This is a genomic window from Novosphingobium sp. PASSN1 (assembly GCF_002278815.1).
Genome location: NZ_NKIS01000002.1, coordinates 554,069 through 570,614, shown reverse-complemented (window position 1 = coordinate 570,614; position 16,546 = coordinate 554,069). Strand labels below are relative to the sequence as shown.

The window sequence follows — 16,546 nt, the reverse complement described above, 5'->3', positions numbered from 1 at the left end:
GGACGGATTTACTCCAGACGAGGTAGGCGGACCGGGCCCCTCTGGCGCTTCGCTTCTTCGGAAGGAACGTGATGTCGGCCGCATCGGATGTTTCCGGTGCATTGGTCAGGCGGTCTTCAAACCCCCGAAATACGCTAGGCTTTGCCCGGAACATCCGATTGAACTTAAACAATGTTCAAGAGGATGTAGTCATGACTTTTTCGTCATTTCGATTGATGCAATATCACCAAAAAATTGATCGCGAACTGCGCGCCGAAATTTCACGACGCTGGCCAGACGTGTTGCGCATCCAGAAACTGAAGCGGTTGAAGCTAGCGATCAAGGATCGTTTGGCGCGCCGCGCGCAAACCTCCTTTGGCCATCGTCTGCGCCTTAAAAGCGCTTAATATTTGAAAGCTGACGCCGCGCGCGTTTAAATCTGCGCGGCGTCAGCACGTACAATACAGGGAATGATTTCATGGAATTTTTGATGATGGACTGGTTGGGCACACCGGCTTGGTTCTGGTTGGCCTTTATAGGCATAGTGATCGCGCTCACCGCGTTCGACCTTGGCATTTTGCACAAGGAAGATAAAGAGATGGGCATCGCCGAAAGCCTGAAGCTGTCGGCGTTTTACATCAGTATTGCGATGCTGTTCGGCCTTTGGGTCTGGTTCCAAAAGGGAGCAGACATGGGCATGAAATATTATACCGGCTTTTTCATCGAGAAAGCGCTGTCGATTGACAACGTCTTTGTCATCAGCCTGATTTTCACCTTCTTCGCAATTCCAAGGAAATACCAATACCGCGCATTGCTATGGGGCATTATCGCTGTCATCATCTTGCGCGGCCTGATGATTGCCGCTGGCGCCGCTATCGTACAGGAATATTATTGGACGCTGTATATCTTCGCGGCTTTCCTTATTGGAACTGGTATCAAGATGCTGTTTTCTGGCGACCAGGAAATGGATGTCGCCAAGAACCCGGTGGTCAAATATATTTCAAAGCATATGCGCGTGACCAAAGAGCTTCATGACGAGAAGTTCTTTGTGAAGGTACCAGATGACAAGACCGGTAAGATGGTGCGCGCTGCGACGCCATTGTTTCTGGCGCTTGTCGTCATCAACCTCGCCGATCTTGTGTTCGCAGTGGACTCGGTACCGGCGATCTTTGCCATCACCACCGACACGTTCATCGTCTACACGTCAAACATCATGGCGATTTTGGGTCTGCGTGCTTTGTATTTCGCACTCGCCGCGATGGTCCATCGTTTCCATTATCTCAAATATGCGCTGGCATTGGTTCTAGTCTTCATTGGTTCGAAAATCTTCGTTTCAGACTTTATGATGGACGGCGACAAGTTCCCGCCCGTCCTAAGCCTTGGCGTCACCTTCGCGCTAATTTTGGGAGGCATATTCTTTTCGCTCTGGAAAACGCGCGGTGAAGAGACATCGGGTCCATCCCATATTGTTTAGCCGCGACTTAAGCGGCACGGCTAAACGCTAACGCCTATCCTTCGTTGGCGCATTAAAGTCGGACGGTTTGTTTGCAATCCATGCCACGAACCGTCCGATTTCTTCATGCGCCAACAACGCATCAACGGTTGCAAAGCGCTTTTCGAGATCGCTGTTGGTGAAATTGGCATGAATGGTCCGATGGCAAATCGGGTGCACCGGCTGCCGTTCCTTGCCACCCCGGCTTTTGGGCACAGGATGATGCCATTCGGTGACCTCGCCCATCGGGCGCGAACACAGCCAGCAGGTTACTTCGGGCGCAATGGACTCTTCGTCAGAGTCATAAAAATCGCGATTTTTTCGCGCCATTGTAGCCGCTCCGTAACCTGCCAGATATTCTCAATCAGTTCTTGCCTGTTCCAAGCAAATCCAACGCGGCGGCTGTCATCGCCTCAATGCCCAGGCGGACCGACGGTTCGGGATCGATCTTGAACAAGGGCGAATGGTGACCGGCAACGGCTGGTCCGCCATTTTTCGCAGCAGCAATCCATTCGGGCTTTGTCCCGCCGACCGCAAAATAATATCCCGGGATGCCATATTGCTGATCCACGAAGAACGCGAAATCCTCAGCGCCCATGTTGCTTTGGCGGAATGGCACAACAACGTCACTACCCAATGCCGTCGCAATCGCGCCATTCAAGCGACGGGCAAGCGCAGCGTCATTGACGGTGACCGGCGTGCTTTCGCTTACCTTGACGATAGGCAATTTATCCGCTGGCAAACCATTGGCCGCGCCAATACCTTTTGCCATACGCTCAATCGAGGCAATCAGCTGATCGCGAACCGCTTGGCTGTTGGCACGCACGGTCACCTGTAAATCGGCGTATTCCGAAATGATGTTATGCTTTGTCCCGGCGTGGAATGCGCCAACGGTAATCACGCCAGCGTCCAAGGGACCCTTTTCCCGACTGATGATCGACTGAAGACCCACAACAATCTGCGACGCGATGTAGACGGGGTCACGGCCAAGATGCGGCGCAGCGCCGTGCGTTGCGATACCGGGAACGCGGATGTCGACGCTGTCAGCGGACGAATATTGGATGCCTTCCGATGCCGCGATTTTGCCGGTTTCCAATTCTGCGGCCACATGGAAAGCAAGCGCATAATCAGGCTTGGGAAAACGGGTATATAGACCGTCCTGTACCATGGCCTTGGCACCGCCAACGCGCTCTTCAGCGGGTTGAACGATGAACAGGATTGTGCCTTTCCACCGGTCTTTCATGCGCGCCATTTGCCGCGCCGTGCCCAGCAAAGAGGTAATGTGCACATCATGGCCGCAGGCATGCATGACGGGCATTTCAAGGCCATCGACGCCAACCTGTCTGACGGTGGAGCTATTGGCGAGGCCCGAACGTTCCTGCACGGGCAACCCGTCCATGTCGGCACGGACAAGCACGACTGGACCATCGCCATTTTTCAGCATGCCGACAACGCCGGTTCCGCCAACCTTTTCAGTCACGATCATGCCAGGCACGGTGCGCAGTTCCTCTGCCATCCGGGCGGCAGTCTTATATTCGCGGAACGACAGTTCAGGATTGCGATGGAAATGGTCCCACAGGCTGGCGAGCGACTTATCATAGTCTGCTTTGACGGCGTCGGCATAATCCGGGCGGGCCGCAGCTGGTTTGGCCATCAGTGCGCTTGTCAAAAGCGCGACCAACAAAGTCTTTTTCATTGTAAACACTGTCCCCCATTGTGTCTGCATTACCATTTGGCGCGCAGCGTATCTGTTATGCGGCGGCTCAAATTTCCCCTATTGGGTCAGGCCGCCTCGGTCTGAATGCTACGCTATCACGGGCACCGTTCAAAGCAATGCCCGACGGGTGAAAATTCATCAACCATCGTCACGTAGCGGTAAAATCCCTTGCCTTCTACGGGGTTAATCCAAAACCCGGCGCGCAGCGAATATGCCTCACCGACATGGCCAAACCATCGATTGCCTGCACTGTCCTCCAACCAATGCACGCCAAGGCCATATGCCGTGAAATAGCCTTTGTCGTCATCGCCATTTGAACCATTGAACGTCCACACTGGTACAGTCATTTCGGCGAAGCTCTTTTTAGACAGTAAGGGTGCCCCCTGCCGCAACAGCAGCTGGCCCACTTTGGCAAGATCGCGTGCGGAAATGCGCAAGCCGCCTTGCGGGCTAAACGCCGAACCATTGCGCCCAAGAACGTACAGCGCATCAACATCACAGCTGCCGTTGGTGGCAGGATACACCGCGCAAGGGTCGGGCCCCTTCATGGCGGCATCACGGGCCAAATCGCCATTTGGACGCAACAAAGTGACTGCTTGTGCGCGCCGTCCCTCGCTGCACCCCGCGCCCCAATTGTAGCAGGCATCAAGCCCAAGCGGCGTCAGCACAAGCCGCGCCATCAACCGATCAAACCGTTCGCCCGTAGCGCTTTCCATCACCGCCGCGATCACGGGCGAATTGATATTGGCATAGGAGAAATAGCTTCCCGCTGGGTGCGCCGCATCCCACGCTTTTGGGTTGGCAATGACGTCTGAAAGCTTGCCATCCAGTGGCACGATATAATCGACAGCGTCGCGCAGCCCGCTTTGGTGGGACAGCAAGGCACGCATGGTCACCGGCGCATCAGGGAAGGCTGGATTGCGGACGGGCCAGCCCAGATAAAGACCGACATCAAGGTCAAGATCAAGCACACCCTGCTCCGCCAGCCGCATCGCCGCGATTGCCACCACCAGTTTCGAGATCGATGCAACGCGCGCAGGATCATCAAGCGTTACGGGACGGCCTGCAACACCAGCGTCCCCGTGGGCGAACACGTGCGTGATGCCGTCAGCGGTAAAATCAACCCGGACCTCCGCCGCCAAAGGAAGCGTACGTTCAGCCGAGGCAGGCATTGTTGCACAGCCGCCAAGCGCCGCCGTACACAAGGACACAGCCGTGATGAGCGACGCGACTCGCGTCCTATTCCACGACGGTCTTATCCTCTGCATCATGCAGCCGGACAGGCGCCTGCATATTTGCCGGTTGCTTTGCCCTGCATCTTCACCTTGCCAATCATCGGCAACCGGACATCGACCTTACTGTCATAATTGAATTCGGTCTCGCCCATGACGCCCGCAAGTTCCATGTCGACACTGCCCATGCCTTCCATCCCGCATGACAGCTTCAACCGGACATTTTGGCCCGAGACGTCAAATGCCTTATAAACGCATTTCTCCGCGCCATTGCCGCCAAAGAAATCTGCACCCGGCTTTTTCGCTTCTGCTTCCGTCAGGCAGCTGCGGCTCGACGCGCTCTTTGCGACCTCGTCCATGATCTGCTGCTTTTCTGCTTTGCCCAACGTCGGCACATCAATGTCGGTGAAGACGAACTTGGTTTCCCACTGCCCCGCCTTCATCGGGATAAATGCATCATAATCCATTTCGGCGGCGCGTTCTTTGCTGTCGATCACGCCATTGTTATCCTTGTCGGCGCTATTGTCTGAACATGATGCGAGAACGCAGAGCGCGAATCCGGCAGCAGCTAATTTTATCCCGGTTGCTGGTTTCATGCTGGGCAATCCCCAACGCGTTTGCCATCGATCTTGCCCGTCATCTTGACTGCGCCCATCGGCGTGCCTTCCGTGCTCTGGTCAATGTTCATCGTGTATGTTTCGGCTTGGAATTTGCCATCCATTTTGCTCTTGATGACCATTGGTCCGCCCGGCTTGCAGGTCATCGCGACCTTCATACCATCCGCCGAACGGCTTAATTCTTCAAAGGTGCAATTTGCTTCAGGCGGCGCGCCGAAGAAATCGGTGCTGGGCTTTTCAACCTGCTCTTTGGTGAGGCAGCTGCGCTGGGTCACGCCCTGGCCCATTTGCGCTTTCATCTTTTCCTGCACATCCGCTGGTGCGCTAGGTGCTTCAACCTTGTTGAAACCGATTTTCACTTCCCACAGACCAGGCTTCATGGCCATTGCGCCACCCTTTGCCATTTCGGTCGTTGCTTCCGCATTGCTGATTTTACCATCTCCGTCAGTGTCCGCGCCTTTGTCGGAACATGCTGAAATCGCTAGCGCCGCAACGCCCAATAGGAAGAACTTGTGCATCGGTTTTCTTTCTCGCTCGGTTTTGGTTTCCGTCTTGTGTCTCTACCTTATCAAAAAGGCAACAGGCGATCAAAACCACTTTTGTGGATTTGGATGGGACCGCGGCGCGCGGGCTAACTTAGAGGACGTTTTTCAGATAAAGCCGCCGCACACTCTTGCCCTTGCACCAGCTACAGCACATATAGCGAACATGGCTGAATTGATTATCCGCCGTGGGCTGGAAGAACCGGACACGGTTGGCAGCTTCACCCCGCACAGGCCGGAACGCCCGTCGAAGCTTGAAGGGGGTCGCCCTTTCAAAATCGTTTCTGATTATGAACCAGCGGGGGACCAGCCAACCGCAATCAAAGAATTGGTGACGACTGCGCTGACCGGCGAAAAGAATCAGGTCCTTTTGGGTGTCACCGGTTCCGGTAAAACCTTTACTGTCGCTAAAGTCATTGAGGCGTTGCAACGGCCAGCGCTTATCCTTGCGCCGAACAAGATTTTGGCTGCACAGCTTTATGGTGAATTCAAAAGCTTCTTCCCCGACAACGCGGTCGAATATTTCGTCAGTTACTATGACTATTACCAGCCCGAAGCGTATGTCCCGCGCAGCGACACCTATATCGAGAAGGAATCGAGCGTAAACGAGGCCATTGACCGTATGCGCCATTCGGCGACGCGGTCCTTGCTTGAGCGTGATGACGTTATCATCGTTGCCTCTGTATCGTGTATTTACGGCATCGGTTCTGTAGAGACCTATTCGGCGATGATATTCGACCTGAAAGCGGGCGAGAGCGTTGACCAGCGCGAATTGATCCGCAAGCTCGTCGCGTTACAATATAAGCGCAACGACACCGGCTTTGCCCGCGGCAATTTCCGCGTGCGGGGCGACAATCTGGAAATCTTCCCGTCGCATTATGAAGACATGGCATGGCGCGTCAGTTTCTTTGGCGACGAGATTGAGGAAATTGCCGAGTTTGACCCGCTTACGGGGACGACAGGCGCGAAACTGAACAGTGTGCGCGTGTACGCGAACAGCCACTATGTCACGCCCGGCCCAACGATGAAGCAGGCGAGCGAAGCCATCCGGTTTGAACTTACAGAGCGGCTGAAGGAGCTGGTGTCCGAAGGCAAATTGCTGGAAGCGCAGCGGCTTGAGGAGCGGACGAACTTCGATCTGGAAATGATTGCGGCGACCGGCAGTTGCGCAGGCATCGAAAATTACTCACGCTTTTTGACTGGCCGCTTGCCGGGTGAACCGCCACCCACCCTGTTTGAATATCTGCCTGAAAATGCATTGCTGTTCGTCGACGAAAGCCACCAGACGGTGCCGCAAATCGGCGCGATGGCAAAGGGTGACCATAGGCGCAAGCTGACGCTCGCCGAATATGGTTTCCGCCTGCCCTCATGCATCGACAACAGGCCGCTGCGTTTCAACGAATGGGACATTATGCGCCCACAAACGGTGTGCGTTTCTGCAACACCCGGCGGTTGGGAAATGGAACAATCGGGCGGCGTGTTTGCCGAACAGGTTATCCGGCCAACGGGACTCATCGACCCGCCAGTCGAGATTAAGCCCGTTGAAGATCAGGTGCAGGATTGCATCAATGAATGCCGTAAGACGGCTGAGGCAGGCTTCAGGACATTGGTTACCACGCTGACCAAGCGCATGGCCGAAGACCTGACCGAGTTCATGCATGAGGCTGGCTTACGCGTGCGCTATATGCATAGCGATGTTGAGACGTTGGAGCGCATCGAGCTCATCCGCGACTTACGGCGCGGCGTGTATGACGTGCTTGTCGGCATCAACTTGCTGCGCGAGGGTCTCGATATTCCCGAGTGCGGGCTCGTCACGATCTTGGATGCGGACAAAGAAGGTTTCCTGCGCAGCGAAACGTCGCTCATTCAAACAATTGGTCGCGCCGCACGTAACGTTGAAGGCCGCGTTATCCTGTATGCCGACCGGATGACGGGAAGCATGGAACGTGCGATTCGCGAAACCGACCGCCGCCGCGAAAAACAACATGCCTATAATATCGAACATGGCATCACGCCTGCGACCATCAAGCGCGACATCCACGATATTGTTGCGGACACCGCCAGCCGCGATTCGGTGCTGGTCGAAATTGACGCCGACGGCTCCAATAACCTCGTTGGCCATAATCTTCGGGCCTATATCGACGACCTTGAAAAGAAGATGCGCGCCGCCGCTGCGGACCTTGAGTTTGAGGAGGCTGGACGTCTACGCGATGAAATTCGTTCATTGGAAGCAACCGAACTTGGCCTGCCGCACCAGCAACATGTCGCCGCCCCGCGCGGCCGATCGACGGAAGGTCAGCCCGGCACACGCAAAATGCGGTACGGAAAGACGCAACGGAAATTCGGCAAATAAGCCTTAGCTTTTAGGCAGCTTTGCAGTCAGCTTTTTACGTTCTCAGTTGAAGAGCCGAATGAGCGCCGAAATTCCGGCAAGGCCAAGAATGCCGGCGACAAAACTGCGCCACAAGCTGGGCGGTACTTTGCCAAAGGATTTTGCGCCAAGCCAGTTACCCGCCAATACAGACGGAAACAACAACAGCGACAGCCACAATAAACGCGCGTCGGCCAAACCCAACGCAAAGGCCGAAACCGTGCCTGCAATGGCCGTGGCGAAAAACACCAACATCATCGATGCGCGCGCTTCCTTGGGCGGGATTGGCTGGCGCAGGTAAAAGGGAACAACAGGCGGGCCGGGCATCGCGGCAAAGCCGGTCAGGATACCTGATGCAATTCCCGTCGCAGCGGCCTCCTTCGGTCCCGGGCGCAGTTCGCCACGTTGTGGAAGCAAGACAAGCGCGAACGCACCGATGGCAATTGCTGCGATCATCAACCGCGCAACGTCAGGCGTTGTGACCTTCAACAGTACAACGCCAATCGGTGTTGCAAGCATGGCAAATGCCGCAATCATCAACGCACTCTGCCGATGCGCGTCGGCAAATATGACCTTTAGCCCAACGGGTCCAATCAGCACCTGAAGCAATATGGCAATGACGACCGCTTGGCCCGGGGGAACAATCATCCCGAACAACGGCACCAGAATGATCGCCATGCCAAAACCGGTCAGCCCACGGATATACGCAGCGCCAAAAGTCATTGCAGACAACAGCAGCAATTGCGCGGTGGCAAGGCCTGTCAGGTCGGGAATGTTCAGCGCCCCATTGCAACATGATCAGCGGCAGGTATTTGGCATGCCGCCAACAGAAAATCAGCCCTAAGCGATAGAGGAAACGTCTTCACCACAATCTCCTTGTCTGAAACATTTTGCCTTAGCGAATATCGGGCGGAGTCGCTTCATGCGACAGTATCGCGATGGCTTCATCAAGCGTCATGATGCGCTGGCCGTCGGAACCAAGGCTGCGGATGGCGACCTTGCCCTCTTCCGCCTCACGCATACCAACGACGAGGAGATGCGGCACCTTGGCGACGCTGTGTTCGCGCACCTTGTAATTGATTTTCTCGTTCCGCGTGTCGGACTCAACCCGAATACCAGCCGCTTTCAGCTTGGCCGTAACATCATGCGTATAGCCGTCGGCTTCCGACGTAATGGTGGCAACGACCGCCTGCACAGGCGCCAACCAGACAGGGAAGCGACCGGCATAATGCTCAATCAATATGCCAATGAAGCGTTCATAGCTACCGAAGATCGCACGGTGCAGCATGACGGGACGGTGGCGTGCGCCATCTTCACCGACATAGCTTGCATCGAGACGTTCGGGCAGGACGCGGTCGGACTGGATCGTGCCCACCTGCCATGTGCGGCCAATTGCGTCGGTCAGGTGCCACTCAAGCTTTGGCGCGTAGAATGCGCCTTCGCCGGGCAATTCTTCCCAACCAAATTCCGGCGTCGCAAGGCCAGCGCGAACAACGGCATCGCGCAGTTCATTCTCCGCCTTGTCCCAATCCGCATCCGATCCGAACCGTTGGTCAGGACGCAGCGCAAGCTTGATCGAATAAGTGAAACCAAATTCTTTGTAGACGCGGTCGGCAAGCGCACAAAATGCCTGCACTTCTTCCACAATCTGGTCTTCGCGGCAGAAGATGTGCGCGTCATCCTGCGTGAACTGACGTACCCGCATCAGGCCATGCAAGGCACCATGCGGTTCGTTGCGGTGGCAACAGCCGTTTTCATATATGCGCAGCGGCAGGTCCCGATAGGATTTGATACCCTGGCGGAAAATCAGAACGTGCGCAGGGCAGTTCATGGGCTTCAACGCCATCCAGTCGGCGTCGCCCGAAATCACGGGACCCTCATCATCGACATTCGGCACTTCGTCAGGGATCACGAACATATTGGCGCGATATTTGCCCCAATGCCCCGATTGCTCCCATTGCCGCGCGTCCATGACCTGCGGGGTTTTCACTTCCTTGTAACCAGCGCCGTCGATGGCGCGGCGCATATAGGCTTCCAGCTCGCGCCAGATCAAATAACCATTGGGATGCCAGAAGACTGAACCATGTGCCTCTTGCTGCAAATGGAACAGGTCCATGTCCTGACCCAGACGGCGATGGTCGCGCTTTGCGGCTTCCTCAAGACGAAGCAGATGTGCGTCGAGCTGCTTCTTGTTCAACCAGCCAGTGCCGTAAATGCGGCTCAGCTGCGGGTTCCTCTGGTCACCGCGCCAGTAGGCACCGGCAACGCGCGTCAGCTTAAACGCCGCAGGATCAAGCTTGCCCGTCGACGCCAAATGCGGACCGCGGCACATGTCCATCCAGTCATTGCCCGACCAATAGACCGAGAGCTCTTCGCCTTCGGGCAGTTCAGCCGCCCATTCCGCCTTGAAGCTTTCGCCCGCACTTTGCCATGTCGCAATCAACGCATCACGCGCCATCACTTCACGGCGCAGCGGCTTATCGGCGCGGATGATGTCGCGCATCTTTTCTTCAATCGCGGGCAGGTCGTCCATCGTAAATGGACCACGCGAAGCAGGCGCCATCACGTCATAATAAAATCCGTCATCGGTCGACGGGCCAAATGTGATTTGCGTTCCGGGAAACAAGTCCTGCACCGCTTCGGCAAGGATATGCGCAAAGTCATGGCGGGCAAGTTCAAGCGCGTCCGCCTCATCACGGCTGGTCACCAGTGCGAGCTGCGCATCGGCTTCCAACGGGCGTGTGATATCGCGCAATTCGCCATCCACCCGCGCGGCGATCGCAGCCTTCGCAAGGCCGGCGCCAATGGCGGCGGCAATATCCGCCGGGGTAGTGCCGCGCGCGACTTCACGGGCAGTGCCATCGGGAAGGGTAATGCGGATCATCTCGGACATGGATTTACTTGCTTTCAGCTTCAGTTTGGAACCGCCCCTTTGCCAGCCCAAACGCGAAGTCGCAACCCTGCAGAATTGGCAGTCTTTGCGCACCCATTGGGCTGCGACAGCGATTAAATGGAAAGGGTCCTTGACATGGCATAACATAAAAAGTAAAGTTGGCTTGTCTTATTAAAAAGGGAACTTGACATGACCTCTTGGAACAAGCTTGCGCCCTACATGCAGCGATATACCATCAGGGTGCTGCTGTTTATGGCATCTTATATGCTGATCCTGACCAGCAGCCTCGCCTTCGCACGCGGTGGCACCGAACATTCCCAAGCCACGCTTATTGGGCTGGCGCTCATCTCCGCACTCCCTATAATCGGTGTATTCTGGGCAATATTTCGGTTGCTGGTCGAAATCGACGATGAGTATCAACGACTTCTATTTGCCAAGCAGACGCTGCTGGCAACGGCATTCACGCTTGTAACCGTGACCGTGTGGCAATTTCTTGCCGTCTACGATGTTGTGGCGAGCGGTCCAGAATGGATGGGCGCGATCTGGTTTGCCATGCTTGGAGTAGCGGGTCCTTTTGCGCGCTGGAAAGCATGAGAAACCGCCTTAAAGTCCTGCGCGCCGAGCGCGATTGGAACCAGCAAGATCTGGCCGATGCTCTTGGCGTTTCGCGTCAGTCTGTGAACGCCATTGAAACGGGCAAATATGACCCGTCATTGCCATTGGCGTTCCGGATCGCTGACCTGTTTGCCCTGCCGATCGAAGCGATTTTCCTGCGCGATTAACCCGCAGTCTTCTGGGCGCGATAGGGCACGAATTCACCAAGGCTACAAATGCCGCCGGTCATGCCGCTGGTCCGGTCAACCAAGCGAATGATATCACCGCGACATTTCTGGCTACCAAATTGTTCGGACACGACGATATCACTGTCGCGGGCAAGACCCGGACAAGGTGACCGCAAAACATTCTTGTACACAAGGCGGCCTGACACGCGGTAAAGCAAGATATTGTCGCTGACGCGGATCATATTTGCGGTGTTGAAATCACTGATGCAGGTTAACGGCTTCCCCGCAACCTTGCCGCCGATTTCCTTCATCAAGACAGCAGATTGTTTTTCGGTCAGTGGCGCGGGCGTGCGTTCCACTTGGCCACATGCCGCAACAACCGTCAAAGGCAAAACAAGGCCCGCCAGTTTGAGGATATGCATCGGTCTATCTCCTGAATTCACGTCGCGACATAATAGCCGCTGCGTGATGAACGGCAGATTATCATAAAATCGCCGCCATGTGGCGTTTTTCGCCTGAAGTGACTTTAACGATCCTATGGCCAAGGTCGCCATCGGGTGTGCTGTCCAGCACCGCCATGGCGCGGGCGCCATTTTCCATTTCAAGGATGAGCGTGGCCGGACCAAAACCGTCCTTACCCGCGGACCGCACAAAGCTGAGTATAAGGCCTTTGCCGTGTGGGGCGTCATCCAGCGCGATCTGTTTCGGTACATAGCCCTTCGCCGCCTCCCCCGACCAGGCAATGTCGGGCTGTGATGCGGTGTAAATGCCGACCGCCTGTTTTGACATTACGCCGCCATTCGCAGTGACCAAAGCGGGCTTTGATCCATCTTGGCGCAGGGCATCGACCATCGCGGCGATATTATAGACACTATAGCCATTGCCGGGCCCACCGAAAAAGCTGAGGCCGCCGGTGAGCGTATAATCGCCAAGCGGACGCGCCGCGTCATTCATGGTGTCAACGGCCGCAAATACCGCGCACGGAAAGCAGCTGTAAATGTCGACGGGGCCAAGGTCACTGGCCTGAATTCCGGCCTGCCCAAGTGCCGCCGGAATGGCAAAATCAAGCGCCGCCGACCGGTGAATGACACCGCGCTCTGCCAATGGTGGTTCGGCGGCTTCTGCCGCGCCGGCAAGCCAAACCCATTTGTCTTGCGGCACACCCAGTTCGCGTGCCTTACCTGCGCTGGTCAGAATAACCGCCCCGCCCAGATCGACCGCATCCTGCGCCACATGCCAGCGGCGGTAAATGTCCGTCAGCGGGTAATTGGCATTATCGTCGCTCAGTATCGCGTCGGGTGAACGATAGCCGGGGAACTGCGCGTGGGTCCGCCCTTCCGCTTTTGCTGAAAATGCCGACCACAACGCCGCCAATTCCTGCGCATAAGCGTCGGCGTTTAATCCCAGCTCCATCCGCCGCGCATTTTCAATCAGACTGTACGCCAGCGGCATGGAAATAATGCCATGTCGGATTTCAGTTCGGCTCAAAATCGGGAAGGTGGAAAGGCGGTTGTCGAACGCTATGTCTGAAGGCAAGCTCCAGTCCAAAGTCACGCCCGCCTTACGCGCATGCTTTGCGGTCCCCGTCGCTTCTGCGGCCACGAGTACGGCAAGCTCACAGGTCCCGCGGCGGATATCGCCCGCCAGTTCGTTCAACATCGCCTGCGGGCTTTGACCGCCGACATCGGCGTAAATCATCCGCGGCGCGCTGATGCCGCCGGCCGCTCCAAAAGCTTGGGACGCATTGTCGGGCGACCCTGTACCTAGGCTGACGCCGCTGTCCTCGAATGTGCGGATCGCGGCAATGGTGTCAACTGCCGCAGCAACCGATGATGACTGGCCCGTATCGGCCAGTGCAACCTTGATAGCGGCGCCAGCCAATTCGCGCGGGCTTGGCCATTCGCCGGAAACGGTCTTTCGGCTGGCTTCGCCCACGCCAATAATGACCGGCGCGCTTGCATCAAAATTGCTCATCATTCACTCCCGATTATATCTTAACTGCACGCTTAAATATGCTAGCAGTCGATGCAAGAGATAAGGAGAGCGCACATGGCGAAATGGCCGAAATTGACGTGGGACAAAGAACCAACCGGTCCGTTGAAAGGGATTAAGGTTGTTGACATGGCCACGGTTGTCCTTGGACCTTATGCCACCGTGCAATTGGCCGACCTTGGCGCGGAGGTCATTAAAATCGAAAATAGCGAGGGCAACACACCGTGCGACCTAATGCGCCATGGCGGTGATTCGCCCAGCAAGCAGCATGGGCCCATCTTCACGGCGCTCAACCGCAACAAAAAAGCCGTCAACCTCAACATCAAAAAGCCGGAAGATAAAGCCGTTCTCGAAGCCTTGCTGGAGGAGGCCGATGTCTTCATCCATAATGTCCGCATGGCCGGCGTCGAACGGCTTGGTTTTGGGTATGAGGCGGTCAAGGCGATCAACCCCGACATCATCTATATTCACTGCGCCGGATTTGGAGCCGGTGGCGCTTATGGCGAGCGGCAGGCTTATGACGACCTGATTCAGGCTGCGTCCGGCTTTGCAGCCCTAAGCGAGCAGCGCGATGGTGGTCGCCCGACCTATTCGCCCAGCCTTGTCGCGGATAAAGTCAGCGGTCTGTTCGCCGCAAACGCAACCATGGCAGCCTTGCTTGCGCGTGCAAGTGGACAAGGCGGTCAGTTTGTGCAGGTACCAATGTTCGAATGCTTCACCTGGTTCAACATGGTCGAAAATCTATGGGGCGAAACCTTCCTCCCCGGCAATGGCCGCATGGGCTATACGCGCTCGTTAAACCCCCGTCGGCGACCTTATCCGACCAAGGACAGCTTCATCGCGATCGTCCCTTATAATGACCGGCAATGGGCGACGTTTTTTGAATTGGGAGGTCGACCCAATGTGTTCGACGACCCGCGCTTTTCGACCTATCAGGAACGCATAAAACACACGGGCGAGCTATACGCGCTCATCGAAGAAGTAAGCGCCGCGCGCACTACTGATGAGTGGCTGGATCTGTTGGACGAGCATGACATCCCGGCGATGAAATATAACCGCATGGCGGATGTCCTCACCGATCCGCATCTTGCCGACGTCGGCTTTTTCGAAGAGCTGGAGTCGCCCGATATCGGCACATATCGATCGATGAAGCACCCGGTGCATTATGCCGGAACGCCCGCGTCGAACTTTGCACACCCGCCGATGCTGGATGCGGATGGTGATGAGATTAGGGCAGCGTTGGGGTTGTGAACGGTTGGCTTGTTGGTTTGCCTCTAAAAATCGTCATCCTGAACTCGTTTCAGGATGACAAGCGGCGGTCGGGCGTTATCCTGAAACGAGTTCAGGATGACGAGAGCTAACCTTATACCGCCGTTGCCCAGCCCTAAACTAACAGCCCGCGCATAATCAGGTCGATGCTATGCTCGCGATAGCCATCGCGCATATTTTCGTTAAAATCGTCCTGATTATAACAATGACGCAACACCAAGCGCGATGAATAAAATCGGTCAGCCGCGCCCGTCACTGTGAAGTAGAAAAACTGCGGATCAATCTTGCGGAACTTCCCAGCCTTTACGCCTTCGTCGATGAGGGCGTCATAAACCTTCGATATAGGCTTCAGATAAAGGTCCGCTATACGGGCCGCTTCAGCCGGCGCGCTGTCACGGACCATGCGCATCAACAGGCGATTGAGATAGGGGAACGCATAATAAGTGTCGATGACGGCACCGATGTGGATGCGTAACTTTTCTTCCGGCGGTATGTCCTTTGCGAGCAACGCGCCAAGACTGAAAACAATATTGCCCATGTCGCGATCAAGCAGCGCCAACATCAATCCGTTTTTGTTGCCGAAATAATATTTGACCAATGCACTGTTCAGGCCTGCGCGAAGCGACAGTTCCGATAGCGAAAGGTCGATGGTATCGCCCTCACGCATGATCTGGCCCGCCGCTTCAATAAGCTGGTCGCGCGCTTTTGCATTATCGCCCGCTTCACTCACCAGCCTTGGTCCCGTTGTGGCCATTGGCGCCTTACTCCCCCGTTTACGTAGGGTCACTTATAAGCAGGTTCGTCCCACCATGGGAAGAAGTCAGGCATATCTGTGGAAACTTTATCCGGATAAACGGGTGCGCGCTTTTCAAGGAAGCTTGATATGCCTTCCTTTGCGTCGCCTGAGCGTGAACGGCGGTAAATCGCACGGCTGTCAATCTGGTGCGCGGCCATGGGATGTTCCGCAGCGGACAACCGCCACAACATGGCCCGCGTGAGTGCAATCGACACGGGTGCGGTATTGTCGGCGATTTCCCGGGCCAATGCCTGCGCGGCGTCCATCAAGTCTGCCGGCGCATGAATGGAACGCACCAGCCCACCTTGAAGTGCCTCCGCCGCGTTGAAAACCCGGCCCGTCATGCACCATTCCAGCGCCTGTTGCATGCCCACCAGTCGCGGCAAGAACCAGCTTGAGGCAGCCTCTGGCACGATCCCGCGCCGCGCAAAAACAAAGCCGAAGCGCGCCGTGTCACTGGCCAACCGGAAATCCATAGGCAGTTGCATCGTCGCGCCAATACCCACCGCAGCGCCGTTAATGGCGCCGATGACAGGCTTTTTGCATTGGAAAATCCGCAGCGTTAACCGGCCACCGGAATCGCGTACGCGTTCATCGGAAAGCGTTTCGACTTCGGACCGGCTCGCGAACACGTCGCCGCCACCATCCGGGGTCAAATCAGCCCCTGCACAAAATGCACGGTCACCCGAACCCGTTACGATGACGGCACGCACCGCATCATCCGCATCCACCAAATCAAACGCCGCACACATTTCGCGCATCATCACATTTGTAAACGCATTCATCTTTTCAGGACGATGCATCGTGATGGTCGCAATGCCATCTGCAACATCATAAAGGATTTGGGTGAACGCAGTCATGCGA

Annotated in this window: 17 protein-coding genes; 6 read left to right on the top strand and 11 right to left on the bottom strand. The window is 56.0% G+C overall.

The features are described 5' to 3' along the window. Positions 1 to 71 precede the first annotated feature (71 nt). Complete coding sequence (locus CFE35_RS05565; protein WP_292928753.1) at positions 72 to 386, top strand: DUF465 domain-containing protein; 315 nt, start codon at positions 72 to 74, stop codon at positions 384 to 386. A gap of 71 nt (positions 387 to 457) precedes the next feature. Further along, the gene (locus CFE35_RS05560) at positions 458 to 1,453 is read left to right on the top strand and encodes a TerC family protein (protein ID WP_292928751.1); all 996 of its coding nucleotides are present in this window, start codon (positions 458 to 460) and stop codon (positions 1,451 to 1,453) included. Between the two features lie 27 nt (positions 1,454 to 1,480). On the opposite strand, the gene CFE35_RS05555 is transcribed toward CFE35_RS05560, so the two are convergent. The 5 genes from CFE35_RS05555 to CFE35_RS05535 all read right to left on the bottom strand — a co-directional run bounded on the left by CFE35_RS05555 (position 1,481) and on the right by CFE35_RS05535 (position 5,555). Further along, positions 1,481 to 1,801, bottom strand: a complete 321-nt coding sequence (locus CFE35_RS05555; protein ID WP_183939038.1) for an HNH endonuclease — start codon at positions 1,799 to 1,801, stop codon at positions 1,481 to 1,483. A gap of 34 nt (positions 1,802 to 1,835) precedes the next feature. Beyond that, complete coding sequence (locus tag CFE35_RS05550) at positions 1,836 to 3,167, bottom strand: amidohydrolase (RefSeq protein WP_292928748.1); 1,332 nt, start codon at positions 3,165 to 3,167, stop codon at positions 1,836 to 1,838. 116 nt (positions 3,168 to 3,283) lie between these two features. Continuing rightward, positions 3,284 to 4,360: a serine hydrolase gene (locus CFE35_RS05545; RefSeq protein WP_292928746.1), complete on the bottom strand. Its 1,077-nt coding sequence runs from the start codon at positions 4,358 to 4,360 to the stop codon at positions 3,284 to 3,286. Positions 4,361 to 4,455: 95 nt separating this feature from the next. Then, complete coding sequence (locus CFE35_RS05540) at positions 4,456 to 5,016, bottom strand: DUF3617 domain-containing protein (RefSeq protein WP_292928744.1); 561 nt, start codon at positions 5,014 to 5,016, stop codon at positions 4,456 to 4,458. Further along, positions 5,013 to 5,555: a DUF3617 domain-containing protein gene (locus tag CFE35_RS05535; protein ID WP_292928742.1), complete on the bottom strand. Its 543-nt coding sequence runs from the start codon at positions 5,553 to 5,555 to the stop codon at positions 5,013 to 5,015. The genes CFE35_RS05540 and CFE35_RS05535 overlap by 4 nt, the downstream gene beginning before the upstream one ends. Positions 5,556 to 5,745: 190 nt before the next feature. Between CFE35_RS05535 and uvrB the strand changes: the two genes are divergently transcribed. Continuing rightward, positions 5,746 to 7,932 carry an excinuclease ABC subunit UvrB gene (uvrB, locus tag CFE35_RS05530; RefSeq protein ID WP_292928740.1) on the top strand — a complete coding sequence of 729 codons (2,187 nt, stop codon included), beginning with the start codon at positions 5,746 to 5,748 and terminating at the stop codon, positions 7,930 to 7,932. Positions 7,933 to 7,974: 42 nt separating this feature from the next. On the opposite strand, the gene CFE35_RS05525 is transcribed toward uvrB, so the two are convergent. Both CFE35_RS05525 and thrS read right to left on the bottom strand, forming a co-directional pair. Continuing rightward, positions 7,975 to 8,673 carry a sulfite exporter TauE/SafE family protein gene (locus tag CFE35_RS05525; protein WP_292928891.1) on the bottom strand — a complete coding sequence of 233 codons (699 nt, stop codon included), beginning with the start codon at positions 8,671 to 8,673 and terminating at the stop codon, positions 7,975 to 7,977. Positions 8,674 to 8,845: 172 nt separating this feature from the next. Next, complete coding sequence (gene thrS / locus CFE35_RS05520; RefSeq protein WP_292928738.1) at positions 8,846 to 10,843, bottom strand: threonine--tRNA ligase; 1,998 nt, start codon at positions 10,841 to 10,843, stop codon at positions 8,846 to 8,848. A gap of 219 nt (positions 10,844 to 11,062) precedes the next feature. Here thrS and CFE35_RS05515 point away from each other — a divergent pair, with 219 nt between their 5' ends. Beyond that, positions 11,063 to 11,437 carry a hypothetical protein gene (locus tag CFE35_RS05515; RefSeq protein WP_292928736.1) on the top strand — a complete coding sequence of 125 codons (375 nt, stop codon included), beginning with the start codon at positions 11,063 to 11,065 and terminating at the stop codon, positions 11,435 to 11,437. After that, on the top strand, positions 11,434 to 11,625 hold the full coding sequence (locus CFE35_RS05510; protein WP_292928734.1) for a helix-turn-helix transcriptional regulator: 192 nt from the start codon (positions 11,434 to 11,436) through the stop codon (positions 11,623 to 11,625). Before CFE35_RS05515 ends, CFE35_RS05510 begins: the two co-directional genes overlap by 4 nt. Here the strand turns inward: CFE35_RS05510 and CFE35_RS05505 are convergent. Further along, positions 11,622 to 12,047, bottom strand: coding sequence for a hypothetical protein (locus CFE35_RS05505; RefSeq protein WP_292928732.1), 426 nt, complete (start codon positions 12,045 to 12,047; stop codon positions 11,622 to 11,624). The two genes, CFE35_RS05510 and CFE35_RS05505, sit on opposite strands and share 4 nt — an antisense overlap. Before the next feature lie 61 nt (positions 12,048 to 12,108). Continuing rightward, positions 12,109 to 13,599 (bottom strand): hypothetical protein, encoded by a 1,491-nt coding sequence (locus tag CFE35_RS05500; RefSeq protein ID WP_292928730.1) that lies wholly within the window; start codon positions 13,597 to 13,599, stop codon positions 12,109 to 12,111. 75 nt (positions 13,600 to 13,674) lie between these two features. Between CFE35_RS05500 and CFE35_RS05495 the strand changes: the two genes are divergently transcribed. Continuing rightward, positions 13,675 to 14,868 (top strand): CoA transferase, encoded by a 1,194-nt coding sequence (locus tag CFE35_RS05495; RefSeq protein WP_292928728.1) that lies wholly within the window; start codon positions 13,675 to 13,677, stop codon positions 14,866 to 14,868. 133 nt (positions 14,869 to 15,001) lie between these two features. Here CFE35_RS05495 and CFE35_RS05490 read toward each other — a convergent pair whose 3' ends face one another. Both CFE35_RS05490 and CFE35_RS05485 read right to left on the bottom strand, forming a co-directional pair. Further along, positions 15,002 to 15,616 (bottom strand): TetR family transcriptional regulator, encoded by a 615-nt coding sequence (locus CFE35_RS05490; RefSeq protein ID WP_292928726.1) that lies wholly within the window; start codon positions 15,614 to 15,616, stop codon positions 15,002 to 15,004. Positions 15,617 to 15,669: 53 nt separating this feature from the next. Next, positions 15,670 to 16,542, bottom strand: coding sequence for a crotonase/enoyl-CoA hydratase family protein (locus tag CFE35_RS05485; RefSeq protein ID WP_292928724.1), 873 nt, complete (start codon positions 16,540 to 16,542; stop codon positions 15,670 to 15,672). Positions 16,543 to 16,546: the final 4 nt, after the last annotated feature.

Coding starts and splice junctions, on each gene's coding strand:
- CFE35_RS05495 (WP_292928728.1), top strand. CDS start 13,675: ATGGCGAAATGGCCGAAATTGACGTGGGACAAAGAACCAACCGGTCCG.
- CFE35_RS05515 (WP_292928736.1), top strand. CDS start 11,063: ATGCAGCGATATACCATCAGGGTGCTGCTGTTTATGGCATCTTATATG.
- CFE35_RS05550 (WP_292928748.1), bottom strand. CDS start 3,167: ATGAAAAAGACTTTGTTGGTCGCGCTTTTGACAAGCGCACTGATGGCC.
- CFE35_RS05540 (WP_292928744.1), bottom strand. CDS start 5,016: ATGAAACCAGCAACCGGGATAAAATTAGCTGCTGCCGGATTCGCGCTC.
- CFE35_RS05565 (WP_292928753.1), top strand. CDS start 72: ATGTCGGCCGCATCGGATGTTTCCGGTGCATTGGTCAGGCGGTCTTCA.
- CFE35_RS05505 (WP_292928732.1), bottom strand. CDS start 12,047: ATGCATATCCTCAAACTGGCGGGCCTTGTTTTGCCTTTGACGGTTGTT.
- CFE35_RS05535 (WP_292928742.1), bottom strand. CDS start 5,555: ATGCACAAGTTCTTCCTATTGGGCGTTGCGGCGCTAGCGATTTCAGCA.
- CFE35_RS05500 (WP_292928730.1), bottom strand. CDS start 13,599: ATGAGCAATTTTGATGCAAGCGCGCCGGTCATTATTGGCGTGGGCGAA.
- CFE35_RS05560 (WP_292928751.1), top strand. CDS start 458: ATGGAATTTTTGATGATGGACTGGTTGGGCACACCGGCTTGGTTCTGG.
- CFE35_RS05545 (WP_292928746.1), bottom strand. CDS start 4,360: ATGCCTGCCTCGGCTGAACGTACGCTTCCTTTGGCGGCGGAGGTCCGG.
- thrS (WP_292928738.1), bottom strand. CDS start 10,843: ATGTCCGAGATGATCCGCATTACCCTTCCCGATGGCACTGCCCGTGAA.
- CFE35_RS05525 (WP_292928891.1), bottom strand. CDS start 8,673: ATGACTTTTGGCGCTGCGTATATCCGTGGGCTGACCGGTTTTGGCATG.
- uvrB (WP_292928740.1), top strand. CDS start 5,746: ATGGCTGAATTGATTATCCGCCGTGGGCTGGAAGAACCGGACACGGTT.
- CFE35_RS05510 (WP_292928734.1), top strand. CDS start 11,434: ATGAGAAACCGCCTTAAAGTCCTGCGCGCCGAGCGCGATTGGAACCAG.
- CFE35_RS05485 (WP_292928724.1), bottom strand. CDS start 16,542: ATGACTGCGTTCACCCAAATCCTTTATGATGTTGCAGATGGCATTGCG.
- CFE35_RS05555 (WP_183939038.1), bottom strand. CDS start 1,801: ATGGCGCGAAAAAATCGCGATTTTTATGACTCTGACGAAGAGTCCATT.